General features: G+C 65.7%; 22 protein-coding genes. 10 read left to right on the forward strand and 12 right to left on the reverse strand.

Annotation, left to right across the window (positions count from 1 at the left end; all coding sequences use genetic code 11):
• Positions 1-63 precede the first annotated feature (63 nt).
• From H7A76_RS15585 to H7A76_RS15605, 5 genes are all read right to left on the reverse strand, one after another.
• Entirely contained in the window at positions 64-963 is a 900-nt protein-coding gene (locus H7A76_RS15585) for an AMP-binding protein (RefSeq protein ID WP_185699315.1), read from the reverse strand.
• Positions 964-1,006: 43 nt separating this feature from the next.
• Positions 1,007-2,437, reverse strand: a complete 1,431-nt coding sequence (locus H7A76_RS15590; RefSeq protein WP_185699316.1) for an LLM class flavin-dependent oxidoreductase — start codon at positions 2,435-2,437, stop codon at positions 1,007-1,009.
• Positions 2,427-2,900: an acyl-CoA dehydrogenase gene (locus tag H7A76_RS15595; protein WP_185699317.1), complete on the reverse strand. Its 474-nt coding sequence runs from the start codon at positions 2,898-2,900 to the stop codon at positions 2,427-2,429. Before H7A76_RS15595 ends, H7A76_RS15590 begins: the two co-directional genes overlap by 11 nt.
• 11 nt (positions 2,901-2,911) lie before the next feature.
• Positions 2,912-4,114, reverse strand: a complete 1,203-nt coding sequence (locus H7A76_RS15600) for an SfnB family sulfur acquisition oxidoreductase (protein WP_185699318.1) — start codon at positions 4,112-4,114, stop codon at positions 2,912-2,914.
• Between the two features lie 191 nt (positions 4,115-4,305).
• Positions 4,306-4,869, reverse strand: coding sequence for a helix-turn-helix domain-containing protein (locus tag H7A76_RS15605; RefSeq protein ID WP_185699468.1), 564 nt, complete (start codon positions 4,867-4,869; stop codon positions 4,306-4,308).
• Between the two features lie 16 nt (positions 4,870-4,885).
• On the opposite strand from H7A76_RS15605, the gene H7A76_RS15610 reads away from it, so the two are divergent.
• Positions 4,886-5,887: a DMT family transporter gene (locus H7A76_RS15610; protein WP_185699469.1), complete on the forward strand. Its 1,002-nt coding sequence runs from the start codon at positions 4,886-4,888 to the stop codon at positions 5,885-5,887.
• Between the two features lie 10 nt (positions 5,888-5,897).
• On the opposite strand, the gene H7A76_RS15615 is transcribed toward H7A76_RS15610, so the two are convergent.
• Positions 5,898-6,272, reverse strand: a complete 375-nt coding sequence (locus H7A76_RS15615; protein WP_185699319.1) for a hypothetical protein — start codon at positions 6,270-6,272, stop codon at positions 5,898-5,900.
• 199 nt (positions 6,273-6,471) lie between these two features.
• Between H7A76_RS15615 and H7A76_RS15620 the strand changes: the two genes are divergently transcribed.
• The 6 genes from H7A76_RS15620 to H7A76_RS15645 are packed head-to-tail and all read left to right on the forward strand — an operon-like array spanning position 6,472 to position 12,547.
• Positions 6,472-9,390, forward strand: coding sequence for a monovalent cation/H+ antiporter subunit A (locus H7A76_RS15620; RefSeq protein ID WP_185699320.1), 2,919 nt, complete (start codon positions 6,472-6,474; stop codon positions 9,388-9,390).
• Positions 9,390-9,734 (forward strand): Na+/H+ antiporter subunit C, encoded by a 345-nt coding sequence (locus H7A76_RS15625; RefSeq protein WP_011060906.1) that lies wholly within the window; start codon positions 9,390-9,392, stop codon positions 9,732-9,734. Before H7A76_RS15620 ends, H7A76_RS15625 begins: the two co-directional genes overlap by 1 nt.
• Positions 9,731-11,422, forward strand: coding sequence for a monovalent cation/H+ antiporter subunit D (locus H7A76_RS15630; RefSeq protein WP_185699321.1), 1,692 nt, complete (start codon positions 9,731-9,733; stop codon positions 11,420-11,422). The genes H7A76_RS15625 and H7A76_RS15630 overlap by 4 nt, the downstream gene beginning before the upstream one ends.
• Positions 11,419-11,907, forward strand: coding sequence for a Na+/H+ antiporter subunit E (locus tag H7A76_RS15635; protein ID WP_185699322.1), 489 nt, complete (start codon positions 11,419-11,421; stop codon positions 11,905-11,907). The genes H7A76_RS15630 and H7A76_RS15635 overlap by 4 nt, the downstream gene beginning before the upstream one ends.
• The gene (locus H7A76_RS15640) at positions 11,904-12,182 is read left to right on the forward strand and encodes a K+/H+ antiporter subunit F (RefSeq protein WP_068578232.1); all 279 of its coding nucleotides are present in this window, start codon (positions 11,904-11,906) and stop codon (positions 12,180-12,182) included. The genes H7A76_RS15635 and H7A76_RS15640 overlap by 4 nt, the downstream gene beginning before the upstream one ends.
• Positions 12,179-12,547, forward strand: a complete 369-nt coding sequence (locus H7A76_RS15645) for a Na+/H+ antiporter subunit G (protein ID WP_185699323.1) — start codon at positions 12,179-12,181, stop codon at positions 12,545-12,547. Before H7A76_RS15640 ends, H7A76_RS15645 begins: the two co-directional genes overlap by 4 nt.
• Before the next feature lie 38 nt (positions 12,548-12,585).
• Here the strand turns inward: H7A76_RS15645 and H7A76_RS15650 are convergent, their stop codons facing one another.
• The gene (locus tag H7A76_RS15650) at positions 12,586-13,023 is read right to left on the reverse strand and encodes a DUF3995 domain-containing protein (RefSeq protein ID WP_185699324.1); all 438 of its coding nucleotides are present in this window, start codon (positions 13,021-13,023) and stop codon (positions 12,586-12,588) included.
• Between the two features lie 93 nt (positions 13,024-13,116).
• Here H7A76_RS15650 and H7A76_RS15655 point away from each other — a divergent pair, with 93 nt between their 5' ends.
• Together H7A76_RS15655 and H7A76_RS15660 are read left to right on the forward strand one after the other, a co-directional pair.
• Positions 13,117-13,503: a DUF2946 domain-containing protein gene (locus H7A76_RS15655; protein WP_185699325.1), complete on the forward strand. Its 387-nt coding sequence runs from the start codon at positions 13,117-13,119 to the stop codon at positions 13,501-13,503.
• 88 nt (positions 13,504-13,591) lie between these two features.
• Complete coding sequence (locus tag H7A76_RS15660) at positions 13,592-15,727, forward strand: TonB-dependent siderophore receptor (protein WP_185699326.1); 2,136 nt, start codon at positions 13,592-13,594, stop codon at positions 15,725-15,727.
• 187 nt (positions 15,728-15,914) lie between these two features.
• Here H7A76_RS15660 and H7A76_RS15665 read toward each other — a convergent pair whose 3' ends face one another.
• Complete coding sequence (locus H7A76_RS15665; protein WP_260497997.1) at positions 15,915-16,112, reverse strand: hypothetical protein; 198 nt, start codon at positions 16,110-16,112, stop codon at positions 15,915-15,917.
• A gap of 5 nt (positions 16,113-16,117) precedes the next feature.
• Positions 16,118-16,588, reverse strand: a complete 471-nt coding sequence (locus tag H7A76_RS15670) for a hypothetical protein (RefSeq protein ID WP_185699328.1) — start codon at positions 16,586-16,588, stop codon at positions 16,118-16,120.
• A gap of 624 nt (positions 16,589-17,212) precedes the next feature.
• Between H7A76_RS15670 and H7A76_RS15675 the strand changes: the two genes are divergently transcribed.
• Positions 17,213-17,443, forward strand: a complete 231-nt coding sequence (locus H7A76_RS15675; protein ID WP_185699329.1) for a hypothetical protein — start codon at positions 17,213-17,215, stop codon at positions 17,441-17,443.
• A 7-nt stretch (positions 17,444-17,450) separates the two neighbouring features.
• Here H7A76_RS15675 and H7A76_RS15680 read toward each other — a convergent pair whose 3' ends face one another.
• The 3 genes from H7A76_RS15680 to H7A76_RS15690 form a co-directional block, all read right to left on the reverse strand.
• The gene (locus H7A76_RS15680; protein ID WP_185699330.1) at positions 17,451-17,666 is read right to left on the reverse strand and encodes a hypothetical protein; all 216 of its coding nucleotides are present in this window, start codon (positions 17,664-17,666) and stop codon (positions 17,451-17,453) included.
• A gap of 121 nt (positions 17,667-17,787) precedes the next feature.
• On the reverse strand, positions 17,788-19,476 hold the full coding sequence (locus tag H7A76_RS15685) for a methyl-accepting chemotaxis protein (protein WP_409519188.1): 1,689 nt from the start codon (positions 19,474-19,476) through the stop codon (positions 17,788-17,790).
• A 234-nt stretch (positions 19,477-19,710) separates the two neighbouring features.
• On the reverse strand, positions 19,711-20,115 hold the full coding sequence (locus H7A76_RS15690) for a TraR/DksA family transcriptional regulator (protein ID WP_022643977.1): 405 nt from the start codon (positions 20,113-20,115) through the stop codon (positions 19,711-19,713).
• Positions 20,116-20,250 lie beyond the last annotated feature (135 nt).

A 20,250-nucleotide genomic window follows, 5' to 3' on the forward strand; every position in this document is an offset into this window, starting at 1 on the left:
TGATAGGCGCGCCAAGGGCCCTGGTCCGCCAGGCAATACCAAAGTAGGACGGGCTGCCGTGCGCTATGGCGGGCGACGTTCGAGCCCGGCGATCCAACCCGGCAGCGCCCCCGGGGATTGGGCCGGCTGCCACACGCAACGCAGGCGGCCAACACCCAGCAAGCGCCGTGCCTGGCGTTCGAGCAACCATGCCAGGACATGGTGTGGTTGGCCTGCGGGCCAAGCCCAGAAACGACGCCAGCCGGCCAACAGGGCCGCAAGTTGGTCCTGCAGGCCCTGCTGGCCCTGGGGGGACAGCAGCAAGTCGCTGGGGGCCATTTCCCGCCGGTCGCGGGCCGCCGAACCCGGGCTTTCGGGAAAAGCCAGGCTGTGCCCGCTACCCAGCCAGTGTTCGAGCAGCACCTCCAGGCCGCCCTGCCAGCAGGTCCCCTCCTCGCTCCACAATTGCACCGCCGCATGAGACCAGCGCCGACGCCCCTGGCGCCGCGAACCATCGGCGCCTCCCAGCAGTTGGCTGAAGCTCAGCCAGGAGGGATGCGTGCTCCGGGGCAGGTCCCCGGGAGCGCTGACGATCAACAACCGTGGAGCCGGACCGCGGTGCACGGCGGCCTGCCAGCGAGCCCATTGCCGGCCGCTGCCGATGAACACATGGCTGGGCCGCAGGCGCCACAGGGATTGACGCAAGGCCTCGCTGGGCAGCTGGTCGTCGAGGCTCGCCACCTCGGCCCCCAGGCTCCGGGCCGCCAGGGCCAGGAGCAGCAGGTCAGGCTCGAATGGTCCACTCAACAGCAACCGCGACTGGCTACCCAGGCCATGCTGGCGCAAGCCGTCGGCCAGGCGCTCGGCATCGCGCAGTACATCGATCCAGCGCCAGCCATGCCAACGGCCCCGGCGCTTGTGGCGCAGGGCATTGGCCAACGGCCGCACCCGGGCCCAGTGTCGCAGCGACTCGTACCTGTCCATGACCGCTCCCTGGCCTCCTGTAACCGCTGGCGCAGTCTGCGAACTACCGCCGCTGCGCGACCGACCGCTGCCGGGCCGCCTCGGCGGCCGCTACCCCCTGGCGTTGCGTGCCGAGGTTGCGCCAGGCGCTGCCCGGATGGCTCTCGGGCAACCTGGGGCCTGCGCCGAACAACTTCTCGCGCAGGGTGCCTGGCGCATAGTCGGTCTTGTACGCCCCGCGCTTCTGCAACTGCGGCACCAGCAGTTCCACTGCGTCGATAAAGGTTTCGTGGGTCAAGGCGTAGGCCAGGTTGAAGCCATCCACGTCGGTTTCCTCGACCCACTCCTGCAACAGGTCGGCCACGGTCTCGGGACCACCGACGAACAACGGGCCGAAGCCGCCGATGCCCACCCAGTCCGCCAGCTCGTGGGGCGTCCAGACCTTGTTCGGGTCCGCCGTGGAGAAGGCTTCCACCGCCGACTGGATGGCGTTGGTGTGCACATGCCGCAGCGGCTCGTCAGGGCGGAAGCGACTGAAATCGATGCCGGTCCAGCCACTGATCAAGGCCATGGCGCCTTCGTAGCTGACCCAGCGCTTGTATTCCTCGAACTTGGCCTTGGCCTGGGCGTCGGTCTCGCCGAGGATCACCGTCTGCAGGTTGAAGATCAGCAGCTTCGACGGGTCGCGCCCGGCCTCGGCGGCGCGACGGCGGATATCGGCCACGGTCTTTTTCAGCAACACCTTCGATGGCGCCGCGACGAATACGCATTCGGCCTGCTCGGCGGCGAACTGCTTGCCCCGGCTGGAGGCCCCGGCCTGGTAGAGCACCGGGGTGCGCTGCGGCGAGGGCTCGCATAAATGGATACCCGGCACCTGGAAGTGCCTGCCCTGGTGGCGGATCTCGTGGATCTTGCTTGGATCGCTGAAGATCCGCCGCTCGCGGTCGCGCAGCACCGCGCCGTCCTCCCAACTGCCCTCCCAGAGCTTGTAGCAGACCTCCAGGTACTCCTCGGCGTAGTCATAGCGGGCGTCGTGTTCGGTCTGGGCCTGCTGGCCGATGTTGCGTGCGCCGCTCTCCAGGTACGAGGTGACGATGTTCCAGCCGGCCCGGCCCTTGGTCAGGTGATCGAGGGTGGAAAGACGCCGGGCGAAAGGATACGGATGTTCGAAGGACAGCGACGCGGTCAGGCCGAACCCCAGGTGTTCGGTGACCAGGGCCATGGGCGGAATCAGTTGCAGCGGATCGTTCACCGGCACTTGGGCCGCCTGGCGGATCGCTGCCTCGCCGTTGCCGTTGTAGACGTCATAGATGCCCAGCACATCGGCGATGAACAGCCCGTCGAACTTGCCCCTCTCGAGGATTCGCGCCAGGTCGGTCCAGTATTCCAGGTCCTTGTACTGCCAGGAGCGGTCCCGGGGGTGGGCCCAGAGCCCGGGCGATTGATGACCGACGCAGTTCATGTCGAAAGCGTTGAGGCGGATCTCACGGGGCATCAGGCAGCCCTCCCGAGCCTTCAGGCAACACGCCATTGAGGCGATAGTTGCCGATCAACCGGTACTTCCAACGCAGCGGGTCGTCCAGGGTCGAGGGCTGCGGGCTGCGCTGGCCGGTGAGTTCGAACTCGGCGTTGCTGGCAGCCAGCAACGCTTCGCCGATGGCGATCGCCGCCTCGGCCAGGGCGACCCGGACCTGGGCCGGGTCCTGCTCCGCGTGCAAGTGGCGCTGGGCACGCTCCTGCAGGGCCGCGGCCACTTCGATGCGGACCTGCAGGTCACCGAAGCGGCTGATCACGTAGGGGTCCTGGCTGGCCTGCGCCAAGCCGCTGCCCGGCCAGGGCCGGGCGTGCTGGCGTACGTAGGCGAGAGTCTGCTGCAACAGGCCTCGAGCCCGCTGCAACTGCTCGGCATTGCGGGCCAGGGCGTCCTGGGGGGTATCGGGTCGGGTCAAGGCATTCATGGGGCTGTCCTTCAGTTCCAGGCGTGGCGGGCCGGCTTGACGCCGTTGAGCAGGAAATTGCCGATCAGGTGGTATTTCCAACGGGCCGGATCGTGCAGGGTGTGGGTCCGGGCATTGCGCCAGTGGCGGTCGAGGTTGTACTTGGCCGATACCGAACGGGTGCCGGCCAGTTCGAACAGCTTGCTGGCCGCGAGCAAGGCGCTTTCGGTGGACAGCACCTTGGCCTGGGCCACCACCAGCGAGGCTTGGGCGACGCTGTCCGCATCCGGGCTGGCCAGGGCCTGGTCGATGGCCTGGGCCGCGCGAGTGAGGATTTCCTCGGCACCGTGTACCCGCCACTCCAGGTCGCCGATGGCCGCGAGGGTGTAGGGATCCTGCCAGCCATGGTCCAGGCCGCTGTCGATCCAGGGCCGGGACTGCCGGGCGTGGAGCTTGGCATCCTCCAGGGCGGCGACGGCGATGCCGGTGTCGACCGCGGCCTGGATCACTTGGGAGATCGGCCCATCGGCGGTGGGCTGGTCGAAGGCACGGTGGGCCGGGATCACCGCGCTGCGCGGCACCTGCACCGCCTGCAGGCTGACCCCGCCACTGGCGGTGGTGCGCTGGCCGAAGCCGTCCCAGCTATCGATTACCGTCAGCCCGGGGTTGTCCCGCTCGATGAATGCGATATGGGCCTGGCCGTCCTCATCCACGGCCACTGCCGGGACGATATGGGCGAACAAGGCACCGGTGCAGTAGAACTTCTGCCCATCGATCCGGGCCTGGTCGCCGTCGAAGCGGATCTGGCTCTGGAAGGCGCCGACATGCTTGCTACCGGCCTCGGAGAAGGCGTTGCCGAAGCGATAGCCCTGCAGCACTTGGCTGAAGTAGCGACGCTTCTGCTCCTCGTTGCCGGTCTGCAACAGGATATCCACCACCCCCAAGTGGTTCTGCGGCAACTGGCCCAGGGACGGGTCGGCGGCGGAGATGATCTTGATCACCTCCACCAGGGTCACATAGGACACCCCGGCACCGCCGTATTCGCGGGGAATGGTGATGCCCCACAGGCCGCTGGCGGAGAACTCGTCCAGCTCGGCCACCGGCAGGCGCCGTTCACGGTCGCGTACCGCGGCGTCCACGGCGAAGCGCCGGGCCAGGTCCCGGGCGATGCTGATGGCTTCGGCATCGCTGCGGATGATATGGGCAGTGCGAGGGGGTTGGGCTGGGGCTGTCATGAGCCAGTTCCGCTTGCTGGTGGTCAGGATCGACACCCGTCGGGTGCCTGCCGCCAGGACCATTGCAGAACTCGTGCCCAGGAATAAAAACGTTCTATTTCAATGAGCTATGAATAAAACCGACAAAGCACTGCAATACAAAACAGGCAAACTGCCCAACCACTGTTGGCAGGCGGACAGTTGTCGCGGAATCAGATCACCACGTTGCGCACGAAGCGCGTGGGCTGGGTGCCATCGTTGCGGTAACCATGGGGCACATGGCTGGCGAACATCAGGAAGTCGCCGCTTTCCAGGCGGCGCTCGGTGTCGCCGAAGAACACCGTCAGGCAACCCTCGAACACATACAGCTGCTCGCTCCAGCCCTGGGCATCGCACTCGGAGCGGTACTCCTCGCCAGGCTCCAGCTGCCATTCCCACAGCTCCACCTCACGGCGGGCCTCGGCCTTGGACAGCAGCACCGCGCGGCTGCCGGGAATCAGCCCCGCCCAGGCAAGCTCGTTGATACGGCTGGAGTCCCGGGAATCCGGGGCCTGGATCAGGTCGCTGAAGGCCACGCCCAGGGCCTCGGCGACTCGATCCAGGGTCCCGAGGCTGACGTTCTTCTCCCCCGCCTCGATGGCCACCAGCATCCGCCGGCTGACCGCCGACTTCTGCGCCAGGGCACTCTGGCTCAAGCCAGCGGCGTGGCGCAGGCGCCGGACATTGAGGCTGACATGTTGCAGGACCGAAGCCCGATGACTGTTTTCCTTATGCACTCTATTCACTCGCTCCCTGGGCCTGCGCAGTATACTGCCCAATTTCCGGCGCATTGTGCGTCCCCCTCAGGTAGCACGCAAGACCATGACATCCGGGACTTCCAGCACTTCTTTCTACAAGCTCAGCAAGGCCGAGGCCGTACTGGTGCTGATCACCATGATCTGGGGCGGCACCTTCCTCCTGGTGCAACAAGCCATGGGCGTCAGCGGCCCGATGTTCTTCGTCGGCCTGCGCTTCGCCGCGGCCGCCGCCATCGTCGCGCTCTTCTCCTGGTCGCGCCTGCGCGGCCTGACCCTGTTCGAGTTGCGCGCCGGCAGTTTCATCGGGGTTGCCATCATGCTCGGCTACGGCTTGCAGACCGTGGGCCTGCAAACCATCCCCAGCAGCCAATCGGCCTTCATCACCGCGCTGTACGTACCCTTCGTGCCCCTGTTGCAATGGCTGTTCATGGGCAAGCGCCCGGGCTTGCTGCCCAGCCTGGGGATCATGCTGGCATTCACCGGGCTGATGCTGCTGTCCGGGCCCAACGGCGCCTCCCTGGATTTCAGCCCCGGAGAGATCGCGACCCTGATCAGCACCGTGGCGATCGCCGCCGAGATCATCCTCATCAGCAGCTTTGCCGGGCGCGTGGATGTGCGCCGGGTGACGGTGGTGCAACTGGCGGTGACCTCGGTGCTGGCCTTCGCCATGGTGCTGCCCACCGGGGAAACGCTGCCGGAGTTCTCCTGGCTGCTGCTGGTCATCGCCCTGGGCCTGGGAGCCTCCAGCGCGGCGATCCAGGTGGCGATGAACTGGGCACAGCAGAGCGTCTCGCCGACCCGGGCCACGCTGATCTATGCCGGCGAACCGGTCTGGGCCGGGATCGTCGGGCGCATCGCCGGGGAACGCCTGCCCGCCCTGGCCCTGCTGGGCGGGGCGATGATCGTGCTGGCGGTGATCGTCAGCGAGCTGAAGATCAACCGCGGATCGACGCACAGGCCAGAAGCCTCACTGGGCGGTGAGTCGACACCGCCCTGACCCCAGCCACCTACAAGGACGGCGCATCGGGCTCGGGGCTCGACAGCCAGCCCGGGGCGATCAAGGACCCATGGTGCTTGGGCTCCAGCGGCAGCGGATCACCTTCAATTTCGCCCTTGTAATAGAAATAGGCCCGGTAGCGGGCATGCCCCTCCGGCATGGCCTTTTCGTAATACAGCACGGTGCCCGGCGGCAACAGGTAGCGGTGCCCGTCGCCCGGGGGGCCGTCGATGACCAGGGCCTTGCGGGTGCTGATCATCTCCTGGGCCGGCGGGTACAACCGTTCCAGGCCGATGGCCAACACGGCGCCCAGGCAGGTGAACAGCAGGGCAAAGCAGCCACGCCGGAGCAATCGGCGGCTGGTGGTGGTTTTGGCTGGGTGCATCCGTGTCGCTCCTTGTCCGATGAGTTGCGTGGGGGGCAAACCTTGTGCGAACACCCGGCGAACGGGCGAAGCGGGCATTTGTCTCCTACTTTTGAAAGCGCATGTAACATTTCTGATGGCTATCCAGCTGCGCCTGGCGGTTGGTGATCAAGGGCCTGGCACGTATTATGCGTCATACTTTTCTGCAGATTAGAAGCCTATGTCCCTGATAGTTCTACTGCTTCTGCCGTTCATGGGCAGCTGTCTGGCGGCCCTGTTGCCGCACAACGCACGTAATACCGAATCCTTGCTCGCCGGCCTGGTTGCCCTCATCGGCACCCTCCAGGTGGCCCTGCTGTATCCGCAGATCGCCGAGGGCGGGGTGATTCGCGAGGAGTACGCCTGGCTGCCGAGCCTGGGACTGAACTTCGTATTGCGCCTGGACGGCTTCGCCTGGCTGTTTTCGCTGCTGGTGCTGGGCATCGGCACCCTGGTGTCGTTGTATGCGCGCTACTACATGTCGCCCCAGGACCCGGTGCCGCGCTTCTTCGCCTTTTTCCTGGCGTTCATGGGCGCCATGCTGGGCCTGGTGATCTCCGGCAACCTGATCCAGATCGTGTTCTTCTGGGAACTGACCAGCCTCTTCTCGTTCCTGCTGATCGGCTATTGGCATCACCGTTCCGACGCCCGCCGTGGTGCCTACATGGCGCTGATGGTCACCGGGGCCGGGGGATTATGCCTGTTGGCGGGGGTCATGCTGCTCGGCCATGTGGTCGGCAGCTATGACCTGGACCAGGTACTGGCTGCCGCGGACAAGATCAAGGCCCATGCCCTCTACCCTGTCCTGCTTCCCCTGATCCTGCTCGGTGCGCTGAGCAAGAGCGCGCAATTCCCCTTCCACTTCTGGCTTCCCCACGCCATGGCCGCGCCGACACCGGTCTCGGCCTACCTGCACTCGGCGACCATGGTCAAGGCCGGGGTGTTTCTCCTGGCCCGCTTGTGGCCGTCGTTGTCGGGCAGCGAAGAATGGTTCTGGATCGTCGGCGGCGCCGGCGCCTGTACCCTGGTGCTGGGCGCCTATTGCGCGATGTTCCAGAACGACCTCAAGGGCCTGCTGGCCTACTCCACCATCAGCCACCTGGGCCTGATCACCCTGCTGCTGGGCCTGAACAGCCCGCTGGCGGCGGTGGCCGCGGTATTCCACATCCTCAACCACGCCACCTTCAAGGCCTCGCTGTTCATGGCTGCCGGGATCATCGACCACGAGAGCGGCAGCCGCGACATCCGCAAGCTCAACGGCCTGATCAAGCTGATGCCCTACACCGCGACCCTGGCCATGGTGGCCAGCGCCTCCATGGCCGGGGTGCCGCTGCTCAACGGCTTCCTGTCCAAGGAGATGTTCTTCGCCGAGACGGTGTTCATCAATTCCAGCGCCTGGGTCGAGATCGCCCTGCCAGTGATCGCCACCCTCGCCGGGACCTTCAGCGTCGCCTACGCCCTGCGCTTCACCGTCGATGTGTTCTTCGGCGAACCGGCCACCGACCTGCCCCACACGCCCCACGAGCCGCCGCGCTGGATGCGCGCGCCGGTGGAGCTGCTGGTGTTCACCTGCCTGCTGGTGGGGATCTTCCCGGCCCAGATCATCGGGCCGTTGCTGGCCGCCGCCGCACGGCCGGTGGTGGGCGGGACCCTGCCCGAATACAGCCTGGCAATCTGGCACGGCCTCAATGCGCCGATGATCATGAGCCTGATCGCCATGTCCTGCGGCATCGTCCTCTACCTGCTGCTGCGCAAGCCGCTGGTGCGTGGCCGCTTCGCCTACCCGCCGGGCGTGGGCCGCTTCAACGGCAAGCGCCTGTTCGAACGCTGCCTGGTGGCCCTGACTCGCCTGGCCCGTGGCCTGGAGCGGCGGCTGAGCACCAAGCGCCTGCAAAGCCAGTTGTTCCTGCTGGTGCTGGCGGCGGTGATCGCCGGGCTGATCCCCATGCTCTACAGCAGCCTGACCTGGGGCGACCGGCCGAAGATCCCCGGTTCCATCGTCTTCGTGACCTTCTGGCTGCTGGCCATCGCCTGCGCCCTGGGCGCCGCCTGGCAGGCCAAGTATCACCGCCTGGCCGCCCTGACCATGGTCAGCGTCTGCGGGCTGATGACCTGCGTGACCTTTGTCTGGTTCTCCGCCCCCGACCTCGCCCTGACCCAGCTGGTGGTGGAAGTGGTGACCACGGTGCTGATCCTGCTGGGCCTGCGCTGGCTGCCGCGGCGGATCGAGGATGTCTCGCCGCTGCCCAGCAGCGTGCCCAAGGCGCGTATCCGCCGCCTGCGCGACCTGAGCCTGTCGGTCGCCGTGGGCCTGGGCATGGCGCTGTTGTCCTACGCCATGCTGACCCGGCCGACGCCCAACGACATTTCCTCGTTCTACCTGAGCCGGGCCCTGCCCGAGGGTGGCGGCACCAATGTGGTGAACGTGACCCTGGTGGACTTCCGCAGCTTCGACACCTTGGGCGAGATCACCGTGCTGGTGGCCGTGGCCCTGACCGTGTTCGCCCTGCTGCGACGCTTCCGCCCGCCCAAGGAGAGCATGCAACTGCCGGCCCAGCAGCGCCTGCTGGCACCGGACGTGGTCACCGACCTGGTCAACCCACGCCAGGCCAGCGACACCGCCCTGGGTTTCATGATGGTGCCCGCGGTGCTGGTGCGCCTGCTGCTGCCGATCGCCCTGGTGGTGTCCTTCTACCTGTTCATGCGCGGGCACAACCTGCCGGGCGGCGGTTTCGTCGCCGGGCTGGTGATGTCGGTGGCGTTCATCCTGCAGTACATGGTGGCCGGCACCCAGTGGGTGGAGGCGCAGATGAGCCTGCGACCGCTGCGCTGGATGGGCACCGGCCTGCTGTTCGCCGTGGCCACGGGCCTAGGCGCCCTGGCCTGGGGCTATCCGTTCCTGACCACCCACACCCTGCACCTGGACCTGCCGCTGTTCGGTGATATCCATATCGCCAGCGCGCTGTTCTTCGACATCGGCGTGTACGCGGTGGTGGTGGGCGCGACCCTGTTGATCCTCACCGCCCTGGCGCACCAGTCGGTGCGGGCCCACAAGCCTGCCAGCCAGTCCAAGTCCCTGATCAAGAGCGGAGCCGCCTGATGGAAGAAGTCATTGCAATCGCCATTGGTGTCCTCGCCGCCTCGGGAGTCTGGCTGGTGCTGCGCCCGCGGACCTTCCAGGTGGTGATGGGCCTGTGCCTGCTGTCCTACGCGGTCAACCTGTTCATCTTCAGCATGGGCAGCCTGTTCATCGGCAAGGAGCCGATCGTCAAGGACGGCGTGCCCCAGGACCTGCTGCACTACACCGACCCCCTGCCCCAGGCGCTGGTGCTCACCGCCATCGTCATCAGCTTCGCCATGACCGCGCTGTTCCTGGTGGTGCTCCTGGCCTCCCGGGGCCTGACCGGCACCGACCACGTCGACGGTCGGGAGCCCAAGGAATGAACCTGTTGTCCTCGCACCTGATCGTCGCCCCCATCCTGTTGCCGCTGCTGACCGCGGCCCTGCTCCTGCTGCTGGGGGAAAAACACCGTCCGCTCAAGGCCCGGCTCAACCTGTTCTCCAGCCTGCTGGGCCTGGGCCTGGCGCTGTACCTGCTGTACTGGACCCAGGCCGATGGCGCCACCGGCTCCTTCGGCGTGTACCTGCCGAGCAACTGGCAGGTGCCGTTCGGCATCGTGCTGGTGGTCGATCGCCTGTCGGCGCTGATGCTGGTGCTGACCGGCATCATCGGGGTCAGCGCGCTACTGTTCGCCATGGCCCGCTGGGACGGGGCCGGCGCGAGCTTCCACGCGCTGTTCCAGATCCAGCTGATGGGCCTGTACGGGGCCTTCCTCACCGCCGACCTGTTCAACCTGTTCGTGTTCTTCGAGGTGCTGCTGGCGGCCTCCTACGGCCTGATGCTGCATGGCTCGGGACGGGCGCGGGTGTCCTCGGGGCTGCACTACATCACCATCAACCTCCTGGCCTCGTCATTGTTCCTGATCGGCACGGCGATGATCTACGGAGTCACCGGCACCTTGAACATGGCCGACCTGGCCATGAAGATCCCGCTGGTGCCCGAGGCCGACCGCGGCCTGCTGCACGCGGGCACGGCGATCCTGGCCATCGCCTTCCTGGCCAAGGCCGGGATGTGGCCGCTGAACTTCTGGCTGGTGCCGGCCTATTCCTCGGCCAGCGCACCGGTAGCGGCCTTGTTCGCGGTGATGACCAAGGTTGGGGTCTATACCGTGCTGCGCCTGTGGACCCTGCTGTTTTCCGGCCAGGCCGGTGCCTCGGCCTATTTCGGCAGCCAGTGGCTGGTGTACGGCGGCCTGGCGACGATCTGCTGCGCGGCGCTGGGCATCCTCGCCGCGCAGCGCCTGGAGCGCATGGCCAGCCTGAGCATCCTGGTCTCGGCGGGGATCCTGCTCGCGGTGATCGGCTTCGCCCAACCGGCACTGACCGGCGCGGCGCTGTTCTACCTGTTCAGCTCGACCCTGGCCATGTGCGCGCTGTTCCTGCTGGCCGAGCTGATCGAGCGCTCGCGCTCGGCCACCGAGGCCCCGCTGGAGGATGAAGGCGAGATCCTGCCGCAACCGGCGGGTTCGCAAAACCCGCCACGGGGCAGCAACCTCGACGACGAACAGCAAGTGGTGGTCGGCCAGGTGATTCCCTGGACCATGGCCTTCCTGGGCCTGAGCTTCATCGCCTGCGCGCTGCTGATCATCGGCATGCCACCGCTGTCGGGGTTCATCGGCAAACTCAACCTGATCGCCGCCCTGCTCAATCCCCAGGGCCTGGGCAGCAGTCCCGATACCCAGGTGCCGGTGGCGGGCTGGTGCTTCCTGGCGCTGCTGATCCTCTCCGGCCTGGCGTCCTTGATCGCCTTCGCGCGCCTGGGCATCCGCCGCTTCTGGACGCCCGAGGAGCGACCCTCGCCTGTGCTGCGGCGCCTGGAGTGCGTGCCGATAGTGGCGCTGCTGGGCCTGTGCGTGTTGCTGAGCTTCAAGGCCGAGCCGCTGCTGCGCTTCACCCAGGACACCGCCGACAACCTCAACCAGCCCGAGCACTACGTGATGGCGGTATTGGGCACCCGGACGGTGCTCAGCCCCGAAGCCAAGGCCGCGCTGTCGATGGAGGTGCAGCCATGAAGCGCCTGCTCCCCTCGCCCTTCCTGTCCCTGGCGTTGTGGCTGCTGTGGCTGCTGCTGAACCTCTCCGTCAGCCCCGGCAACCTGCTGCTGGGCGCGGTGCTGGGCTTTCTCGCGCCACTGCTGATGCGCCCGCTGCGCCCGCAGCCGATCCGCTTCCGCCGGCCCTGGACCATCCTGCGCCTGTTCCTGCTGGTGGGCCGTGATGTACTGGTGTCGAACCTGCTGGTGGCCTGGGGCGTGCTCAACAACGGCCGGCGCCCGGTGCGCTCGGCCTTCGTCAAGGTGCCCCTGGACCTGCGCAACGCCAACGGCCTGGCGGCACTGTCGACCATCACCACGGTGGTGCCGGGCACGGTCTGGTCCGAGCTGTCGCTGGATCGCAGCATCCTCTTGCTGCACGTGTTCGACCTGGAGGACGAGGCGCAATTCATCCAGCACTTCAAGACCACCTACGAGCGCCCGCTGATGGAGATCTTCGAATGAGCGCACTGATGGATAACGCGATCCTGCTGAGCCTGTTCATCTTTTCCCTGGCCATGGTCCTGACCCTGGTGCGCCTGTTCAAGGGCCCCTCGGCCCAGGACCGGGTCCTGGCGCTGGACTACCTGTACATCCTGGCGATGCTGATGATGCTGGTGCTGGGCATCCGCTACTCCAGCGATACCTACTTCGAGGCGGCGCTGCTGATCGCCCTGTTCGGCTTCGTCGGCTCCTTCGCCCTGGCCAAATTCCTCCTGCGTGGCGAGGTGATCGAATGAACGAGCTGCAACAACTGCCCCTGTGGGTGGAAATCCTGGTGGCCCTGTTGTTGCTACTGGGCAGCCTGTTCGCCCTGATCGGCGCGCTGGGCATCCTGCGCATGAAGAGCTACTTCCAGCGCATGCACCCGCCGGCCCTGGCCTCGACCCTGGGCTCGTGGACCGTGGCCCTGGCCTCGATCCTGTATTTCTCGGCGCTCAAGTCGGGGCCGGTGCTGCACGCCTGGCTGATCCCGATCCTGCTGTCGATCACCGTGCCGGTGACCACCCTGCTGCTGGCCCGTGCCGCGCTGTTCCGCAAGCGCATGGCCGGCGACGACGTGCCGGCGGAAGTCAGCAGCAAACGCCAGGAAACCGGCAACTGAGCAGGCGCGGGCTCGCCCCGCCCTTGCCTTGCGGGCGTTCAGGCCCAGGCCAGCACCAGCAGCCCGGCCCCCAGTACCACGCATAAAGGCGAATAGAACAGCGTGTCGAGCCGGGCGAAGCGCGAACCCCGCACCTGCTTGAAGAACCCCACCAGTTCCGAGTCGCCAATGGCCCGGGCGAACATCAGCAAGGCGATGGCGCTGATGACCCACTGCAACGCCGGATGGCTCACGCTCGGCAGCAAGAGCCCGACCCGCAGGCACACCAGCAGCGCCACCAGCAACAGGGCCAGCGCCACCAGCAAGGTCGCCAGCGCCGGCGGCTGGAAGGCCGGCTGGCTCTGCCCGGGCACGGGCCCCGGCACCTGCGGGATCACCGCCTCGCTGCCGCGCTTGCCGCCAGCGGCCCAGTACAGGTGCAACAGGCTGATCGATAAAAAGGTTCCGGCCACTCCCTGTGCAAGCAGATGAGTCATGTTGGACGTCCCTGGAAAATTTCGCTGAAGAATGGACCTGATCGCGCGTTTTGGTAAGTACGTTCGTCGTCTTCGATGCTAAAGTGCCGGCCCATGAAATTCGCCCGTTCCGATCGCTCGCTCGTTGCCTGGATGCTGTATTGCTGCGTCCTGTTCAACGTGTTCGCCTGCAGCATCGGCCATGGCCAGATGCTGGGCATGCAGCTCAACGGCATCGGCGGGCAGTTTTGTAGCGTCGATCCGGCCACCCAGGCGCCCATGCAGGTGCCCACCGACCAGGATTCGCTGCCGACCCTGGCCAAGGCCTTCGGTTGCCCGCTGTGCTCCACCGGCGGCATGGGCCCGGCGCTGAACACCAGCCTTGGCCTGGCCTTCCTGCCGCAGCCCCAGGCGCCGCCGCTGGCCGGTCCGCTCCAGGTCGATCTCCCCGCCCACCACAGCTGGCCCGCCGCCCGTCCCCGGGCACCGCCCCACGCCTGACTCTTGCCCCTACCCGCCCCACCTGCCGCGCCCTTTGCGTGGCGCATGGCCGTGGGCTGTTTCCTAGTCAAGAATTCAGGATCTATCAATGAAACACCTTCCTCTGCTGGCGAGCCTGCTGGGCTGCCTGTGTGCCAATGCCTGGGGCGCGCAGCGCGTTGAACTGGCCCCCACCACCATCGGCGCCGACGAAACCGAGGCCGAGCCCGGCCTGTCCCTGGACCAATCCAGCGGCATGGCCTCGCGCCTGGGCCTGAGCCTGCGCGAAACCCCCGCCTCGGTGGCGGTGAGCAGCCGCCAGGACATCGAACGCCGGGGCGATCGTACCTTCCAGGACGCCGCCAATGCCCTGCCCGGGGTCAATGCCAGCGCTCCTCCGGGGTTCGGCGGCTTCGTTTCCTACCGTGGCTTCACCAGTGGCCAGATCACCCAGATGTTCAATGGCATCAATGTCGCCACTGGCCTGGCCCGCCCTGTGGACGCCTGGATCTATGACCGGGTGGAACTGGTGGGCGGCCCGTCGTCGCTGATCAATGGCGCAGGCTCCGTGGGCGGCTCGCTGAACTACGTGACCAAGCTGGCCGAACGCCGCGAACGGGCCGCCGAGGGCCTGCTCGGCTATGGCAGCTTCGACACCACCCAGGCCGCCTTCGGGGTCAACCATGCCCTGAGCCCGGCCAGCGCCGATGTGCAGCACTTCGCGCGGTTGGATGTCAGCCACAACACCAGCAACGGCTATATCGACCGCCAGGAGCGCGACGCCTGGAGCCTGGCGTTCTCCCTGCTCAGCGACCTGACCCCGGACCTGTCCCACACCCTGGCCGTGGAGTATCAGGACGAGCACGAGGACAGCCCCTACTGGGGCACGCCAGTGCTCAACCCCAAGGCCGGCGACCTGAAGATCGACAAGCACAACCGCTTCAACAACTACAACGTCGCCGATGGCCTGTACGAGCAGCGCACTGTCTGGCTGCGCTCGATCCTCGACTACCGGATCAACGACAGCACCAGCCTGCGCAATACCCTCTACCACCTGGACAGCCAGCGCGACTACCGCAACCTGGAGACCTACCAGTACAGCCCCGACAACCGGCGGGTGAACCGCTCCACCGCCTACCTGGTGCGACACCAGGGCAACCAGGTGGGCAACCAGTTCGAGCTGCGCCACGAAGACCAGTTGTTGGGCCTCGACACCACCTGGGCCGCCGGTTTCGAGTACAAGGTCAACAGCACCACCAATTCGCCGAACAACGTACCGGCACGCAACAGCGTCGACCCGGGCAGTTACCGGCCCGGGCACTTCTATGAACTGGAGGGAACCCGCCAGGGCTGGGTCAAGGACAAGACCAACCAGGTCACCACCCGCGCGCTGTTCGTCGAGAATCGCCTGGCCCTGACCGACGAACTGTCGCTGCTCAGCGGCCTGCGTTACGACGCCATCGACCTGGATGTGACCAACCACCGCGCCATCACCGCCAGCAATCCACGCCACTTCAAGCGCAGCTGGGAGCCGGTCACCGGGCGCCTGGGCCTGACCTGGCAGTTCCTGCCCAGCGCCAACGTCTATGTGCAATACAGCACCGCCGCCGAACAGCCCAGCGGCACCCAGAACTTCGACGTATCCACCGGCAAGCAGTGGGAGGTGGGGAGCAAGTTCGACTACCTGGACGGTCGTGGCTCGGCGACCGTGGCGGCCTACCGCATCGAACGCAAGGACTTCGCCGTGACCGATCCGCAGGACCCGGCCAACAGCATTCCGGTGGGCCAGCAGACCTCGAAGGGCATCGAGCTGGCCAGTTCGCTGCGCATCACCCCGCGACTGCTGGCCCAGGGCAACGTCGCCTGGGTGGATGCCGAGTACGATGCGTTCAACGAGAAACTCGCCAACGGCACGGTGGTCTCGCGCAAGGGCAATACCCCCACCAACGTGCCCTCACGGCTGGCCAACCTGTGGCTGACCTACGACCTGGCGAGCAATTGGCAGGCCGGGATCGACGCCCGCTACGTGGCCTCGGTCTACGCCGATAACGCCAACACCCTGGCCATGCCGGCCTACACCCTGTATGGCAGCTTCCTGCGCTACCAGCTCGACAGCCACACCAGCATCACCGGGCGGGTACGCAACCTGACCAACGAAACCTACGGCCAGTTCGCCCACGTGTCCCCGGCTTACTACCTGGGTGCGCCGCGCACCTTCGAAATGGCGGTGCAAACCCGCTTCTGAAACGCCTCTGCAAGGTGGTGGCCCGAATGCCTTTGCCAAGGGTTCGGGTACACCCAGGCCTGGGCGATTGCGCCTGGTTCGTCAACGAATGGAGGAACTTGCAAGCCGGGCCATGGTGCGCCGCACCTGCGTCCGGGGCTGGCCGATGGAACGAGCGGGCTGTGCTAGGGCGCGGGTATCACGGTTGTCACGGGCCTTCCGGCTCCTGCAGGCGTTGCAGCTCGCGCCGCACCATGCTGGCGTAGGCTGCCGGGCGCAAGCTGTAGATCTGTCCGGCTACCCAGTTCAGCCAGGCGCCCTGCAAGACCGTCTTCTGCTGGAACAGGCGCAGGGCCTCGTTGCGCGCGTCAGCCAGATGCTGCTGGTGGAATTCGGCGCGGCTCAGGCTCGTCACTCGCTGGCCTTGAAGCTGATCAGTTCGCCCTTGCGCCATTTGGCGGCCTTGGCGGATACGGCCTTGAGGGTCTTGGTCAGGCCTTCCTGCAATTGTTCGTTGGCGGCAAAGACCATCACCACCGATTGCCCTTCCCTGAACACGATCCCCTGCCCCAGGGGGCTGGCGACGAAGGCGTAGTCGCCCAGGCCATAGACCGTCAGCTTGATATCGCGAAAGCGGATTTCCATCTTGCCGCCTTCGCGGCTGGGCAATACCGCGGCGCGAAAATGGTCGCCCACTTTCAGTTCCAGGCGGGGTTTGTCGTCCACCACCAGGGCCGTCTCGGTATCGAGTTCGGCGACATAGATGCCTTCGGCGGATTGTTCGGTGACATAGACAAAACGAGATTGAAACTGCTTGACCAGCTTTGCGCGCAAATCACCCAAGACAAACAACGCATGCATTTCAAGATTACTTACTGCCAAGGAAAGGCCCCCGATACTCAAGATGATGCTGTCCTTAAAAAAACGGACAGCACAAAAAACGCCATGACGGCGTACTCACTCCAATCACTCAATCAGAAATTCACGCAGGTGAACCTGCTACTCCGGCGGCGCTGGGCAAGGGGCATTCCACCATTGCATAGGCACATGTCGAAGGCTGGAGAATAGGCTCTGAACCCGAAAACGTGGCGACGCGCAATTAAGGAACGAGTGCTGGAACAGGCCTGCTGGCCGGAAACACCCTGATCAATTCCCGGAATCGACAGCCACTTCGGGTGGCAGGCGCAATTCTAGAGCAACTTTGTGTATTTCGACTATGCAAAGCGCAAGTCCGTCGCCCATGCCCCACCTCAAGCAAAGACCAGCAGCGTAATCCTGTCGGTAACGTTATCCCAGGCATGTGACCGGTGAGCGTCATTCCATGGCGCCGCCCCACTCCTCTCGTAATACCGCAGCGGACGCTTGAGCGGCCCTCTTGAGGAAAATACTCACAAGCTGATCTGACTCAGGGTCCGGTTCCCCCGTCCACGCGATACTCGACGCCGGGTCAACCGGCCACATTCCGTGGGCATCCAGGACTCAACGAGCCAAAGGAGCAGAGGGGAAATGAAAGAGCTGGATATTGGCGAATTCTTCATCCGTGGCCAATGCCGGGAAGTCCGGGGCGAATACCAGGCCGTGATCGCCCTGCGCACCAAGGTGGCGAAGAGCCGCTTGCACTTCTACCAGGTGGAGCGCGACCGCTGGTTCAAGACCTCGGAAGAAGCCGCGGCAGCGGCCCGGGAACAGGCCAGGGCCCTCAAGCAGGCCATCGACCAGGGCGCGCTGGCCTCTTGAGCCAGACCTAGGCCGAATGCTTGAAACGGCCCCGGTCGGGCGCCAGCACCGCCAGTTGCTCCTGCCAGGCCAACTGGCATTCCTCGGCTTCGGCGCGGCTGGCAAAAGCGGTGCCCCGTTGTTCGCCATTGACCAGCACCACCCAGCACACCTTGCGCCCCAGGGCTTGCAACGAACCGGGCACGCCGCTGCCTATCATCACCGCTACATCGACCTTGTACATGGCTATCCCCACGGAAATAATTAGCAGGCTAACGATCTGGCCATGCTAAATGATTTCCGCTCCTCGACAACAGCCGGTTATTGCACAGCAGCATTACGCCAACGGTAACAATCGCCGGTCGCTATCCCACCCGTCGGGATGGCCCCTGCTCGGGCCTGTAGCCCAGGCGCAGGCCGCCCCAGTGACGTCCCTGGACCATGATCGGCACTGAAAGGTCATGCATCAGCTCGCCGGTATCGCGGGTGTAGGTTTGCAACAACAGCGGTTGCTGGTGACTGCCGCAGCGAATGCCGGTGCGATCGGCGAACTTGCGCTTGCTGCGGTTGTACAGGTTGTCCACCTGGGGATCGCCGGTCAAGGCTTGGGAAAACGCCTGGTTGTGGGTCGGCACATAGCCTTCCGGGGTACAGGCGATGGCGAACACCAGACCGTCATGGCGCGGCAGCAAGGACTCCTGGATCGCTGGCAGCACCTGGTCGGTATAACGATCGAAACGGGTGTGGTACCTGCTCGGCTCGGTATTGGGAATCAACTGGTAATTGCGGTCGAACAGCTCATCGAGGCTGATGCGCTGGGCCGCAAGATCAGCCTCGAACTGCTCGGCGATGCGTCGCGCGCCTTCGCGGGCCAAGTCGTAGATGCGCTGGTGATATTCGTCCAGGCCCACCGCGGCCAGGCGCTCGCTGATGGTTTCCGCCTGCCCTTCCATTTGCACCGCCGCCTCGGCCAGGCTGCGGGTCTGCTGGTCGCTGACCGCCAGGTCGCTGCGCATCTGTTCCACCGCGTGGAACAGGCTGTCCAGCTGTTCGCGATTGGTCTCGGCGCCCCGAGCGATCTCGCTGACCTGCTCCTCGACCCCGGCCGCCAGGCGGGCGATGTTGTCCAGGTGGCGGCCGGTGTGCTCCACCTGCTCGACCCCCAGGTTCAGGTCATCGGACAACTGGCGGATCTGCTCCACCACATCGCCGGTGCGCTGCTGGATATCGGCCACCATCACCCCGACCTCATCGGTGGCTACCGCCGTACGCCCGGCCAGGCCGCGCACCTCGTCGGCGACCACGGCGAAACCACGGCCGTGCTCGCCGGCCCGGGCCGCCTCGATGGCCGCATTGAGGGCCAGCAGGTTGGTCTGGCTGGCAATGGACTGGATCACCAGGGCCACGCGCTGGATCTCCTCGCTGCGCTGGCTGAGGGCTTCGATCGACTCACGGCTGTCGTTGGCGCGTTGGCTCAAAAGGTGCATCCGGTTGATCGACTCGCCCAATACCGTGCGCCCTTCGGCGCTGCTGGCATGGGCCTCGCTGGCGGCTTCCAGCGCTTGGCGGCTGAGCTGCGAGGTGACCTGTTCGGTCTTGATCATCACCTCGGCGTTGCCGACGATGCGCACCGCGGCATCCAGCTGCGACTGCAGCTTGTCGGCCAGGCGGGCCACCGAATAGGCCACGCCAGCGGCGGACAATGCATTGTGGGAGGTGCTGTAGGACAGGTCGCGGGTCAGCGCCGCCATTTCGTCATCGCTGGCGGCCGCCACCGCCCCGGCCATCTTGCGGCTACGCAGGCGGGGCAGCCAGATCACCACCACCGCCAGCGGCAGGCACAGGTACAGCGGCCAGTCACCCAGGGCCTGGCCGGCCAGCAGTGCCATCAAGGCCGCGCTCTGTAGCGCCGGAGCCCACCAGGGGGCGGATTCGGGAGTCGCCGGTACCTGTGCGGCAGGCACCGCGAGAGATCCATCTCTTGACATGTTGCTCACCCCATATCGCTCTAATTGTTTTGCCGCATTAAACGCCACTATAACGCCATGATCCATGGTCCCTTAGTAGGAACAGGAACAGCGGCAAGCTTGCAGCCTCAAGCGGCAAGAGGCGCGTGCGGGGCATTATTCAGGGGCTGGCGGAATGGGTGTTGCAATAGATCAAGGGAACGGTGGCCGTGGCGCGGCTACCGAAGGGAGGGGGAACTGTTGCGAGGGGCTTGCATTCCAGGGCGCAGCGCTGGCTAGGCTGCGCCCCCGGGACAGGATGCACTTCAGACGCTTGCTGCTCTAGGCCTGGCGCTGGTGCTTGTCGATCTGCTCGTGACGCTCCTGGGCTTCGATGCAGTACTTGGTGGTCGGGCTGATCAGCAGGCGCTTGAGGCCGATCGGCTCGCCGCTGTCGTCGCACCAGCCGAAGCTGTCGTCACTGATCCGGCCCAGGGCCTGCTCCAGCTGCGGCAACATGCGCTGGTCGCGATCGATGGCGTTGACCAACCAGGTGCGCTCTTCTTCGACGGAAGCGGCGTCGGCCGGGTCAGCCGGGGTGTCCAGGCTTTCAATGGCGATCCGGTTCTGCTCGATGCGCTCGTGGGTTTCCACCTTCATGGCTTGCAACAGCTCAGTGAAAAAAGCGTGTTGCTCGGCATTCATGTAGTCATCCGCCGGCATGGCCAGCAACTTTTCCTTGGTCATTGATTTCTCTATAAAAAATACGTGCATTAAGGCGAATTCAAGCTGTTTCCGGTTGACCCGTCAGGTCATCAGAAAGGCGCCATACCTTCCAAGCGCCACCCGGCACTCAATTTACGAGGGGCGGCAGTCTAAGGC

Origin of the sequence: Pseudomonas sp. MSSRFD41 (genome assembly GCF_014230245.1) — a bacterium.
GTDB lineage: Bacteria > Pseudomonadota > Gammaproteobacteria > Pseudomonadales > Pseudomonadaceae > Aquipseudomonas > Aquipseudomonas piscis.

Coding starts and splice junctions, on each gene's coding strand:
- H7A76_RS15585 (WP_185699315.1), bottom strand. CDS start 963: ATGGACAGGTACGAGTCGCTGCGACACTGGGCCCGGGTGCGGCCGTTG.
- H7A76_RS15590 (WP_185699316.1), bottom strand. CDS start 2,437: ATGCCCCGTGAGATCCGCCTCAACGCTTTCGACATGAACTGCGTCGGT.
- H7A76_RS15595 (WP_185699317.1), bottom strand. CDS start 2,900: ATGAATGCCTTGACCCGACCCGATACCCCCCAGGACGCCCTGGCCCGC.
- H7A76_RS15600 (WP_185699318.1), bottom strand. CDS start 4,114: ATGACAGCCCCAGCCCAACCCCCTCGCACTGCCCATATCATCCGCAGC.
- H7A76_RS15615 (WP_185699319.1), bottom strand. CDS start 6,272: ATGCACCCAGCCAAAACCACCACCAGCCGCCGATTGCTCCGGCGTGGC.
- H7A76_RS15620 (WP_185699320.1), top strand. CDS start 6,472: ATGTCCCTGATAGTTCTACTGCTTCTGCCGTTCATGGGCAGCTGTCTG.
- H7A76_RS15625 (WP_011060906.1), top strand. CDS start 9,390: ATGGAAGAAGTCATTGCAATCGCCATTGGTGTCCTCGCCGCCTCGGGA.
- H7A76_RS15630 (WP_185699321.1), top strand. CDS start 9,731: ATGAACCTGTTGTCCTCGCACCTGATCGTCGCCCCCATCCTGTTGCCG.
- H7A76_RS15635 (WP_185699322.1), top strand. CDS start 11,419: ATGAAGCGCCTGCTCCCCTCGCCCTTCCTGTCCCTGGCGTTGTGGCTG.
- H7A76_RS15640 (WP_068578232.1), top strand. CDS start 11,904: ATGAGCGCACTGATGGATAACGCGATCCTGCTGAGCCTGTTCATCTTT.
- H7A76_RS15645 (WP_185699323.1), top strand. CDS start 12,179: ATGAACGAGCTGCAACAACTGCCCCTGTGGGTGGAAATCCTGGTGGCC.
- H7A76_RS15650 (WP_185699324.1), bottom strand. CDS start 13,023: ATGACTCATCTGCTTGCACAGGGAGTGGCCGGAACCTTTTTATCGATC.
- H7A76_RS15655 (WP_185699325.1), top strand. CDS start 13,117: ATGAAATTCGCCCGTTCCGATCGCTCGCTCGTTGCCTGGATGCTGTAT.
- H7A76_RS15660 (WP_185699326.1), top strand. CDS start 13,592: ATGAAACACCTTCCTCTGCTGGCGAGCCTGCTGGGCTGCCTGTGTGCC.
- H7A76_RS15675 (WP_185699329.1), top strand. CDS start 17,213: ATGAAAGAGCTGGATATTGGCGAATTCTTCATCCGTGGCCAATGCCGG.
- H7A76_RS15680 (WP_185699330.1), bottom strand. CDS start 17,666: ATGTACAAGGTCGATGTAGCGGTGATGATAGGCAGCGGCGTGCCCGGT.
- H7A76_RS15685 (WP_409519188.1), bottom strand. CDS start 19,476: ATGGATCATGGCGTTATAGTGGCGTTTAATGCGGCAAAACAATTAGAG.
- H7A76_RS15690 (WP_022643977.1), bottom strand. CDS start 20,115: ATGACCAAGGAAAAGTTGCTGGCCATGCCGGCGGATGACTACATGAAT.